The 10,613-nt window shown below is 47.0% G+C and carries 9 protein-coding genes; 8 read left to right on the top strand and 1 reads right to left on the bottom strand.

Annotation, left to right across the window (positions count from 1 at the left end; genetic code table 11):
- The 7 genes from B2X65_RS06490 to B2X65_RS06460 all read left to right on the top strand — a co-directional run.
- A partial coding sequence (locus tag B2X65_RS06490; protein ID WP_290611384.1) for a trypsin-like serine protease occupies positions 1-943 on the top strand: 943 nt, incomplete at its 5' end.
- 142 nt (positions 944-1,085) lie between these two features.
- Positions 1,086-1,364 (top strand): type II toxin-antitoxin system RelE/ParE family toxin, encoded by a 279-nt coding sequence (locus B2X65_RS06485; protein ID WP_290611382.1) that lies wholly within the window; start codon positions 1,086-1,088, stop codon positions 1,362-1,364.
- The gene (locus B2X65_RS06480; RefSeq protein ID WP_290611381.1) at positions 1,364-1,660 is read left to right on the top strand and encodes a HigA family addiction module antitoxin; all 297 of its coding nucleotides are present in this window, start codon (positions 1,364-1,366) and stop codon (positions 1,658-1,660) included. Before B2X65_RS06485 ends, B2X65_RS06480 begins: the two co-directional genes overlap by 1 nt.
- 541 nt (positions 1,661-2,201) lie before the next feature.
- Positions 2,202-2,585, top strand: a complete 384-nt coding sequence (locus B2X65_RS06475) for a VOC family protein (protein ID WP_290611380.1) — start codon at positions 2,202-2,204, stop codon at positions 2,583-2,585.
- Between the two features lie 266 nt (positions 2,586-2,851).
- Positions 2,852-3,550, top strand: a complete 699-nt coding sequence (locus tag B2X65_RS06470) for a hypothetical protein (protein WP_290611379.1) — start codon at positions 2,852-2,854, stop codon at positions 3,548-3,550.
- Positions 3,551-3,617: 67 nt separating this feature from the next.
- The gene (locus B2X65_RS06465; RefSeq protein ID WP_290611377.1) at positions 3,618-4,547 is read left to right on the top strand and encodes a YihY/virulence factor BrkB family protein; all 930 of its coding nucleotides are present in this window, start codon (positions 3,618-3,620) and stop codon (positions 4,545-4,547) included.
- Between the two features lie 288 nt (positions 4,548-4,835).
- Entirely contained in the window at positions 4,836-7,025 is a 2,190-nt protein-coding gene (locus tag B2X65_RS06460) for a carbohydrate binding family 9 domain-containing protein (RefSeq protein ID WP_290611376.1), read from the top strand.
- Between the two features lie 123 nt (positions 7,026-7,148).
- On the opposite strand, the gene B2X65_RS06455 is transcribed toward B2X65_RS06460, so the two are convergent.
- Positions 7,149-8,606, bottom strand: coding sequence for an HDOD domain-containing protein (locus tag B2X65_RS06455; RefSeq protein WP_290611375.1), 1,458 nt, complete (start codon positions 8,604-8,606; stop codon positions 7,149-7,151).
- Positions 8,607-8,952: 346 nt separating this feature from the next.
- Between B2X65_RS06455 and B2X65_RS06450 the strand changes: the two genes are divergently transcribed.
- Complete coding sequence (locus B2X65_RS06450) at positions 8,953-10,590, top strand: CTP synthase (protein WP_290611374.1); 1,638 nt, start codon at positions 8,953-8,955, stop codon at positions 10,588-10,590.
- Positions 10,591-10,613 lie beyond the last annotated feature (23 nt).

The raw sequence follows: 10,613 nt of genomic DNA, 5'->3' as shown, positions 1-10,613 counted from the left end.
AGCAAATATTATCGCCAGCAAAAAACGCTGGCTGCGACGTCAACCCGCTGCGCGGCTTTCCGCGCTAAATTTGGGCGTTAAATTGCATAGGGAAGTCATGCGTATATTTCTGTCTTTTTTATTAATAATTTCAAGCTTATCGGCTTCAGCAATTGTGGTCCGTCATGATGTTGATGACAAAAAATATCTTGCTGATTCTGCAGATTTTGCAGCATTGGCAACACTGTATGTTGATGGGGCTCATGGCACATTAATTAAGCCTGATTGGATTGTGACTGCCGCTCACGCAACTTTCTGTATTAATTCTGGTAGCTACATCGGTCTAAATAATGGCTACCACAAAGTGGAAAGTGTCTTTGTTCATAAAGATTATCAGCCAGGTAAAAGTCACGACATTGCGTTAATAAAATTAGTAAATCAAATAAAGGATGTAGAACCGGCGAGTTTGTATGAAAAAACAGATGAAGTTGGCAAGATAATATGGTTTATCGGTGTTGGCGGCACTGGAAATGGGCTAACCGGACAAACGGTTGATAATTATGAAAATGGCGGAGTTTTACGAAAAGCCGAAAATCGAATCGAACAAGCAGAGGGGCCGCTATTAAAATTCAAATTTGACAGAGATGATGCAGCTTTACCACACGAAGGTGTTTCTGGTGGGGGCGATAGTGGCGGCCCAGCCTATCTGACTGTTGACGGTACGAGCCACTTACTCGGCATTAGCTCCAGAGTTGAAGGCGGCGATATCGGGAAGTACGGTGTAGTGGAAGTGTATTCCAGAGTGTCTTTCTTTAAGCCTTGGATTGAAACAATCACGACTGGCGAAGATGCTGATCAGCGGCAACTAGCACTTCCAAAATTGGAGCGCCTTCCTGCAGGCCTCACAGAACAGATTTTACCCGAAGTGTGTTCTGACATCGGGTTGAAACCAAATGCAATTTAACAAATTGCTTAATTTCGTTCCGGCCACAAAAAGCGTGGCCTCCACTGGACTGCCTACGCTGCGCTGCGGCAGCCAATTAGCAAAGCGTTAAATTTTAAATACTCTCTAGCAATGCGGAACCCATGAGGTTACAATTCACTTTATGATTAAAAGCTTCATTCATAAAGGCCTACAAAAGTTCTATTCATCAGGTAACACTTCTGGAATCCAGAAGAAGCATGAGAAAAAGTTGCGCCTGATACTTACCAACTTGGATCAAGCCGAAACGCCAGACGATATGGATTTACCTGGTTTAATTATGCATGAGCTTAAAGGTAACAGAAAGGGCATATGGTCTGTTCGCGTAAGTGGTAACTGGAGAGTCACTTATCGCTTCGTTGGTAAGGATGCTGAAATTGTGAATTACGAGGATTATCACTAATGGCTATGTTTAACCCCGCACACCCCGGTGAAATTATCAAAGATCTGGTAATTGAGTCTTTAGGTTTAACCATAACAGACGTTGCAAGCCACCTAGATGTTAGCCGTAAAACGCTATCTAAAGTTTTAAATGCTCGTGGCTCAGTTACTCCTGAAATGGCAGTGCGATTGGAGATGGCTTTTGGTAAGCCGTCTGCTGACCATTGGTTGAGACTACAAAATGCATATGACCTTTGGCAAACAAGACAACAAAAAGAGTCGCTACATGTATCACCATACAATTTCCAAGCGGCATAAATAAATTTATCAAGGCGCTCTACCGGATTCCATAATTTGTCACGGTTTTTGCAAAGACACGCAAAAAGCCGCGCCAAATTGTTCCACCGGTAAGCTTGGCGTTAGCAGGTATATTATCAGGTACGCGATAGCATTTTTCTTATTGCTTGTGATTACTAAGGGTGCAGCTATGATACTTTTAGCCATAACTAACCTGCAAAGTGACTATTATTCTGTTCCGCTTTATGCAGCGAGCGAAATTGATTTGGGGCTTATTTAACTCCATATTATGCTCATGAAGCATTCAAGTTTGAAGCACTAGGCCAAGCAATTGTAGTTTTCATTTCAGGTTATTTCGTTAGCAAATTTGATCGCTTCATTGAAATTAGCTTTTTCTCTGAAAAATCAACATCGGCATCTTGGGTGCGCCTCGGTCTTTTCGCTTCAAGTGCTTTATTATCAATAATTTATGTATATAGCATTAGGTATTATCTAAATGTATGAGCAACCCTTATCAAGGCGCATTAGTACGCAGCCATAGGCTGCCGGAGATACTTCCCCCATGAAAGTAGAATATATTGATCATCTAAATATTTCCGGGCCAGAGAATCTCATTGAGGAGGTCCGGGAATTTTACGAAGAGATTTTGGGCCTGAAAGTAGGTAACCGACCCAGCTTCAGTCGCATGGGGTATTGGCTTTATGCTTCAGAAAAAGCAATCATTCATTTAACTGTGTCTGAAGTTAATAGGTCTGGCTCAAATACCTATTTAGATCACTTCGCGTTCCGAGTAACTGGGTTGCCGTCGGCCAAAAAATGGTTAGATTCAAAAGGTATTGAGTACAGGCAATCGATAGTCCCTGAAATGGATCAAGTGCAACTTTTTCTTTTAGATCCCGCTGGTAACGGGCTAGAGCTTAACTTCGTAGGGGAGCCCGCGGCATGACAAAGCGCTGCCGCCGACGTTATGTTTCTCAAAAAAGGTGGCACACTCGATGACTCCTAAAGCACACTCATGGTTACTCTTTGCTCTTAATTTACTTCTAAATATTTTTGTTCAGTTTTTAGAGTACATAGCCAAAAAGTTTATACTAGCCAACCTCTTCGGCGTAAGTTCGAAAGCAATATCAATAACGGTTGTGATAACGTGGCTACTGATGAAGATACCAACACCGCAGTGACCAATTACCAGGCACTCAAGTGAGCTGTCAAATGAGGTTACGATACAAAGATTTGACCCAGACCAGGCAATGGCTGACTGACGATGAGCGCGAGGCGGTAAGTAGCGTGATCTCGTCCAGTTTTGTTAATGTGGCGCCAACGGCTTATCTGGCAAAGTACTTTGATAGTGCAGAAGCATTTGAGCGCAAGCTAAGGCTGTACTTCGATGCTGAGCGGTTAGTCGGTTACTGCCTGCTTACCTTTACGGATGAAGGCGCTGCTACTATTATTCGGGCTTCAGCAGGTTTTTTCCCGGAATATCGAAAAGGCGGTAATACGTTTCAGTTCTCAATGGCCCAGAGCCTTAAATGCTGGCTGCGTCGCCCCTGGCGCCAGCTCTATTATGCAGACACCATGCTAAGCCCGGCAATGTACCGGGCCATTGCTAAAAATACCGGTATTATCTGGCCTCATCCGGCGGGTAACGGTCCGGTTGACCTTTTTGAGCGCTTTAATCATAGTGGTGACATTAGCCATATTATCGCCACGCGGTGTTTGGTGGTGGTGGGTAGGGGAAGTAATTACTCTGCAGGTGAATTAGCAGCGTTTAAGGCCAGTGATAAACCTGAAATTCAATACTATCAATTGGTAAACCCGAACTTTAACCACGGCGTAGCATTGTTTGTGATTATTCCCATTCACCTGAAACAGTTTGTTCTGACGGCTTTAAAGCAGCTAAGGGCGAAATAATGCCATAGCAGGTGGTATTTTATCAGTGGTTACAAGTACCTCTTTCACGATAAAGGAATTTAACGCAATGGTAGCAAAGATTTACGACAAACTTCCCGCTGTGGTGCAGTACTGGTTAAGCATTTTAGGTGCCACCATCAAAAACTGGCTAGGCAGTCAGGCGTTTATTTATGCTGCTGCGCTGGCATTTTTTACCGTGTTTTCTATTGCACCTATTTTGGTGGTGGTGGTAGCGGTGGTGGGGTTGATTATTGGTGAAAGCGCGGTGCAGGGACAACTTTTTACCCAGCTTGAGAGCACCTTAGGTCCACAGGCCGCCAGTGTGGTGCAAACGGCCGTCGTGAACTCACAAATTGATCAAAGCGGCATCTGGCCGGCATTAATCGGGATTGTCGCTACGATAGTAGGCGCCACCACCGTTTTTGCCCAGATGCAGCAATCGCTGAATCAAATCTGGGATGTAGCGCCACGTCCGTCGAAGAATAACCTGTTGCTGTATCTTAAAAGCCGCTTGCTGTCATTAACCATCATTCTGGCCATTGGCTTTATTATGCTGGTGTCGCTGCTATTGTCTGTGGTTTTACGTAGCGTTATGGCTTATGCAGAAGGGTGGCTGCCGGTGCCGGGTTGGATGTTGGTTGGGATGGAGCTGGTGCTGTCGTTGCTGGTGATTACGCTGCTGTTCGCGGCGATGTTTAAAATCTTGCCTGACGTGTTGTTGTCGTGGCGCGATGTGCTGCTTGGTGCCTTTATTACTGCCATCTTATTCACGGTGGGGCGCTCTCTAATCTCTATTTACCTTGCCTATACCGCGACAGCATCGGCTTATGGCGCCGCTGGCTCACTGGCGCTGCTGTTGTTATGGGTAAACTATTCATCAATGATCCTGCTGTTTGGGGCGTCCTTTACCCGGGCGCACCTGGAAGGCAGGGGCAAACCCATCCGGCCTAAAAGCACGGCGGTGCGGGTGAAGCGGGAACTGATCGATAACGGATAGCAAAACGGCAACTGAAAAAAACCGTAAGCGGCATAAAAACATAGCACGGCTTAAACACGACATAAGTACAGCTCTGAATATGGCCTGTTTAACGCACTATTGCTGTCAATTTTAAATAAACCGGTATGATGCGCGTCATTATTTTCACTTTGTATTGATTCACGCGCTTAGCATTCCGGGAAGTTTATGCCGTCCACTTTTTATTCCGCCGTTCTGACCATTTTTTCTGTAAGTTGTCTACTGCTGAGCACTGCTGGACACGCGCAAACCGAGGATATTCCGACATTAGTGCCTGAGCCAAGCATAGTGGTGGACGGCAAATTGGATGAATCTGTCTGGCAGCAGGCAAAACGGATCACGATCCATTTTATGACACAGCCCACTGATCAGGGCGTATCTGATATTGCCACCGAAGCGCGCGTTTTTGATGATGGCCAGACTTTGTACATCGGCTTTATTGCACCCGACCCGCAGCCTGAAAAGATCCGGGCGTTTTATCGTAACCGCGACAACATCTGGAATGATGACGTGGTGGGGGTAAAAATAGACCCATACAACAATAAACAGCTGGCATATCAGTTTTTTGCTAATCCACTTGGCAGCCAGGCAGATTCAATTGAAAACGCTCAAACCGGTCATGAAACAGCTAGTTGGGATGGGTTTTGGCATGCAGCTGGCCAGTTTACCCATGAAGGTTATGTGGTAGAGATGGCGATTCCGTTTGCGGTAATGAATTTTCCGCCACAAGCTGGCCTTAAAACCTGGGCGCTGGAATTTGTTCGCTTTATGCCACGCGATCAGCGGGTACGGCTATCCAGTGCAAGAATAAGCCATGCTAATAAGTGTTGGGTTTGCCAGATGCCCGCCTACCGCGGGTTTGCACAAGCAACCAGCAGCACCAACGCGATTATTGCGGCGTCTTTAGTGGCAGGGCGCAGCGAGCAGCGCAATGTGCGACAACAACAGGACTGGCAAGGTGAAAATAACGTCGAGCTTAGTCTGGATGCCAAATGGGCGATTAGCCCGGACATTACTTTAAACGCGACACTGAACCCGGATTTCTCCCAGGTTGAAGCCGATGCGCAGCAGCTATCGGTGAATAATCCGTTCACGCTGTTTTACGCCGAAAGCCGTCCCTTTTTTACCGAAAATGCTGACTATTTTGCAACGCCGCATAATTTGGTGCACACCCGTAATATTAGTGCGCCAAACGCCGGGGCTAAGATAACCGGCCGTACCGGCCAACATACCTACGGCTTTTTCGCGGCCGATGATGACAGCACAACTCTGGTGCTCCCCGGAAATCTCGGCTCTGATATTGCGGTTATGGATACTGCCAGTAAAAATTTGGCGGCACGCTACAGTTTTGCCTACAACAACATGATAAGTGTTGGTGCTATTGGTACCTGGCGCGAGGCCGGAGATTATTACAATGGCCTGAGTGGAGTTGACGCGAATATCCGGTTAACCCCTAAAGACATCGTTAGCCTGCAATGGTTGTACAGTCAGAGCAGGAGCGCTGGGCAGATGGGGTTACGAGGTGAAGCGTTGCAGCGTTATAACACTGAGCAGCCATTCAATGGTCAGGCATACCGGATAAATTATCAGCATTCAGAACGCAACTGGCGTTGGTTCGGCCGTTATGACGCTCGCAGCAAAGCTTTCAGGGCTGATTTAGGGTTTATGCCGGAAACTGACTGGAATAAATTTACCACCGGTGGTGAATATATCTGGCACATGGCTGCTGATAACGTGATTAACCGGGTGCGCGTGAGTGGCGACTGGGATACCACCCATAATGCGGCGGGTGAATTTATTGAAGAAGAAGCGGAGGGCTATGCCGGTATTTTTGGCCCACTTGGCAGCTACCTGGAGCTGGGTACTTATCAGCGCGAGCGGGTCGGTCGGCGGTTGGATAATACGTCGCTGGCGATAAGCGGTAATACCGAGCGCTTTGATGAACAGGGACTGTCGTTATTTGCTGAGGTGTCGCCTGGCGCCGGTATGATGTTTTTCGCCTTCTGGCAGCATGGTACGGCGCTTGATTTAACCAATAACCGCTTATCTGATCAGAACCGGATTGAGCTTGAGGGCCGCTACTCTTTCAACCGGCATCTGGAATTGTCGTTACGGTATAATCAGACAAGCATGGATTATCAGTCAGACAGAGTGTTTACGGCTAATTTAACCGATATGCGGCTGACCTATCAGTTTTCAAACCGCAGTGCGCTGCGTCTGGTACTGCTTTATACCGACTTGCAGCGCGAACTTGAGAACTATCAGAATATGTCGCAGCAACAACTGAACGCGCGCAGCCGCCAGCTGAATAAGCAGTTGCTTTACTCTTATAAATTAAACCCGCAAACGGTATTTTTCGTTGGCTACAGCGATGGCAGCCTGCAGGATGATGAGCTTAGTCGGATAACACCGTCTGAACGCAGCGCGTTTTTAAAGTTCAGCTACGCCTGGCAGCTGTAACTGCCAGTGGAAAAGTGGTCAGTCAGTTTATTAATGCTAAGACTTAACGTCTTTAATTGTTAGGCTGGCTGCTTACTGGCGGACCCTGATAAGACAGACCAGAACACCTTTGCTGTAAAACAATCAGGCTTTGTGAGAGCTTATCATCAGGCACATATTTAAGTGCTCAATAATAAAACAAAACTGACTGAATTGTTCATCGCTGATTTTCCTGCCGTGCTGTGATAACAGGCCACTGATAACCCCGATAATTTTAGTGCCAATTTTAACCGGTGCAATGGTAATTGAGCCTTTGCCGATGAATTGTTCCATTTCAGCCGTGACATAATTACGCCACTTTGGCAGCGTAACGTCGGTAACCAGAATGGGAATGTCTTTATCTATTACCAGACTGATTAGATTGATGGTTTGATGTAACGATAACGCGCGTCTGAAGGAATCAATCTGGCCATGATTGTCGCAACGTAAACGAGACTCAATTTTGGATTTGTCACTGCTTAATATCCAAAAAGCACAGCTGCTAAAGTCGGTTATTTTGGCAATATGGTGCACCGCTGCGCTGAGTAACTCGTTGATGGGGGTACCCGCCATGGTCAGTCTGGTTAATTCCTGCAGGGTTAACAATAACGCTTTTTCTGGTGACACGCGAAGTGTGTGTGCCGGATTATCGTAGTGCTTAAAGTCGATGCTTTTTGGCAGAGGTTTAATATGCTCCTCCAGCACTGAAGCACCGTAAGACCCCAGCAGCTTAATGGCTAACAGGCGGGTTTGCTCTATTCGTTCGGTAAGCTGACGCCGATTTAGTTTCATTATGGTCGCAATGTCCTGCAGCACTTTGTCTAATTCGGCCCGGTTGCCGTCAGGCGAATAAATGGCTGCACTAAGCCGGTTTGCCAGGCTGATGCTCTGCATTTCTACGGCCCTGCTATGCGGTTGATCCAGCGATTTAATCAACAATTCACCTAAATTCCAGGTTTTGGCCAGGCCGATACTTAGCGTCTGAAACCTTACCCCGATAATATCCAGACATTGCTGTTCAAATTCGGCGGCGGGCAAATGCACTTGTTTAATCAACTCATCTGTCAATTCACTGCCGGTGCTCCAGAATGACGTTTCGCCAATGTGATATAACATGGCCGCCAGATACACCTCCTCCTGCGTGTCATCGCTGTAATCGGGTACCATCATTCTGGCCAGCAAGCCCGCGTAAAAGGCGTTGGCCATTAGCATAAGCAGCCTATCGTAGACATGAGGTGACAGGTTTTCAGCCTGCAATAAACCTTCTAATATTTTAGACGTCAGGCAGATGTTTTTAACGGATTGAATACCGAGCACAATAGCAGCTCGCGATACCGTGGTAACTTTTCTTATGGACGCATACTGAGACGTGTTTACCACTTTTAACAGAGTGGAAGAGAGCGCCTGATCGTGCAGTATCGCTTTGCTAAGCTGCGGGATCGATGAGCTATCGTCGTTCTCAAACTTATCCAGCAAGCTTGCAATCGACGTTATTGCCGGCAATTCCTTTTCTGCCAGCAGTTCTATCCATTGATTCGCCGGTCGTTTAATATCATCGCGCATTGTATTAATTATTTCCTTAGCGCAAGCGGCCTTGACACTTTTATTTTAGCCTGATACCCGTTAAATGACAGTATGGCTAAAAAAACGTTGGTCTTACAGTCTTAGGGGGTTCATTCAACAATTGAAGTTTTACTAACCCCCTTAAGCCGTTTTATCCTGTTGTTTTTAGATTTAATCATCTGCTCAGCAGCTTTACATTGAGTGGCTGCCAAGCCTTTGCTATACTTTCCTCCCGTCCTGATACCAATTCTTGTACACCCGCAGTAGTACCGTGTTAACGCACTGGTAGCCTGGTGTTTTTGCAATATTGGTATTTTTTATTGATTACTATTGTCTCAGGGGTCTCATGACTACAAGATATATCTTTGTGACGGGTGGCGTGGTTTCCTCCTTAGGTAAAGGCATCGCAGCAGCGTCGCTGGCAGCGATTCTGGAAGCGCGTGGTTTAAAGGTTACCATCCTCAAATTAGACCCCTACATTAACGTAGACCCGGGCACCATGAGCCCCATTCAGCACGGTGAAGTGTTTGTTACCGAAGACGGTGCCGAAACAGATTTGGACCTTGGCCATTACGAGCGCTTTATCCGTACCAAAATGACCAAACTGAATAACTTTACCCAGGGCCGTATTTACGCTGAAGTGCTGCGCAAAGAACGCCGTGGCGATTATTTAGGCGCCACCATTCAGGTTATTCCACATATTACCAACGAAATTAAAAACCGGGTGGTGCGCGGCGCTGAAGGTTACGATATTGCCATTGTGGAAATTGGCGGCACCGTAGGTGACATTGAGTCACTGCCATTTTTAGAAGCGATTCGCCAGCTTGGCACCGAAGTGGGCCGCGAGCGTACGCTGTTTATGCACCTGACACTGGTTCCCTACCTTGGCACCGCCGGTGAAATTAAAACCAAACCTACCCAGCATTCGGTAAAAGAGTTGCGCTCTATCGGTATTCAGCCCGATATTCTGGTGTGCCGCTCCGACCGGGCTATTCCGGCCAATGAGCGCGCTAAAATTGCGTTGTTTACCAACGTTGAAGAAAAAGCGGTTATTTCCTTAAAGGACGTCTCGAGTATTTATCAGATCCCGGCGTTGTTAAAGTCGCAAAGCCTGGACGACCTGGTATGCCGCCGTTTTCATATTGAAGCGCCCGAAGCCGATTTGGTGGAGTGGGAACAAGTGCTGTATCAGGAATCGAACCCGATGGGCGAAATTACCATTGGTATGGTCGGTAAATATGTCGAACTGCCCGATGCTTATAAGTCGGTAAATGAGGCACTAGGCCATGCCGGCCTGAAAAACCGGGTAACGGTTAATATTAAATATATTGATTCGCAAGACGTTGAGAGCAAAGGCGTTGCCATGCTCTCTGGGCTGGATGGCATTCTGGTGCCCGGCGGCTTTGGCGAGCGCGGTGTGGAAGGTAAAATTGTCGCAGCGCAGTATGCCCGCGAACAGGAAGTGCCCTACTTAGGTATTTGTCTGGGCATGCAGGTAGCGCTAATTGAGTATGCCCGCAATGTGGCAGGTATGGCCGGCGCTCATTCTACCGAATTTAATAAAGCCACGGCTTATCCGGTGGTGGGGTTAATTACCGAGTGGCTGGATGCCGCCGGTTCAGTAGAAACGCGTTCTGATGAGTCTGATTTGGGCGGCACCATGCGCCTGGGCAGTCAGAACTGTAATCTTGTTGATAACACCAAAGCCCGTGAAATTTATGGCAAAGCGGTTATTCAGGAGCGGCATCGTCACCGCTATGAAGTGAATAACAACTTGCGGCCAAAATTAGAAGAGGCGGGGTTAGTGGTGTCGGGTTTATCGGCCGATAATCAGCTGGTTGAGATGGTAGAAATTCCGTCGCACCCGTTTTTTGTGGCTGGCCAGTTTCACCCGGAATTTAACTCGACCCCACGTGATGGTCACCCGCTGTTTCAGGCATTTGTCGCTGCGGCGTACAAATTTCAGAAAAAGCAACGCGTATAACTTTTGCTAAGCCGGGTGAGTAA

It is taken from the genome of Arsukibacterium sp. UBA3155, from assembly GCA_002364615.1.
In the GTDB taxonomy this organism is placed as follows: domain Bacteria; phylum Pseudomonadota; class Gammaproteobacteria; order Enterobacterales; family Alteromonadaceae; genus Alishewanella.
Note: the sequence above shows the minus strand (reverse complement) of the source record. Positions and strands in the feature narration are given on the sequence as shown.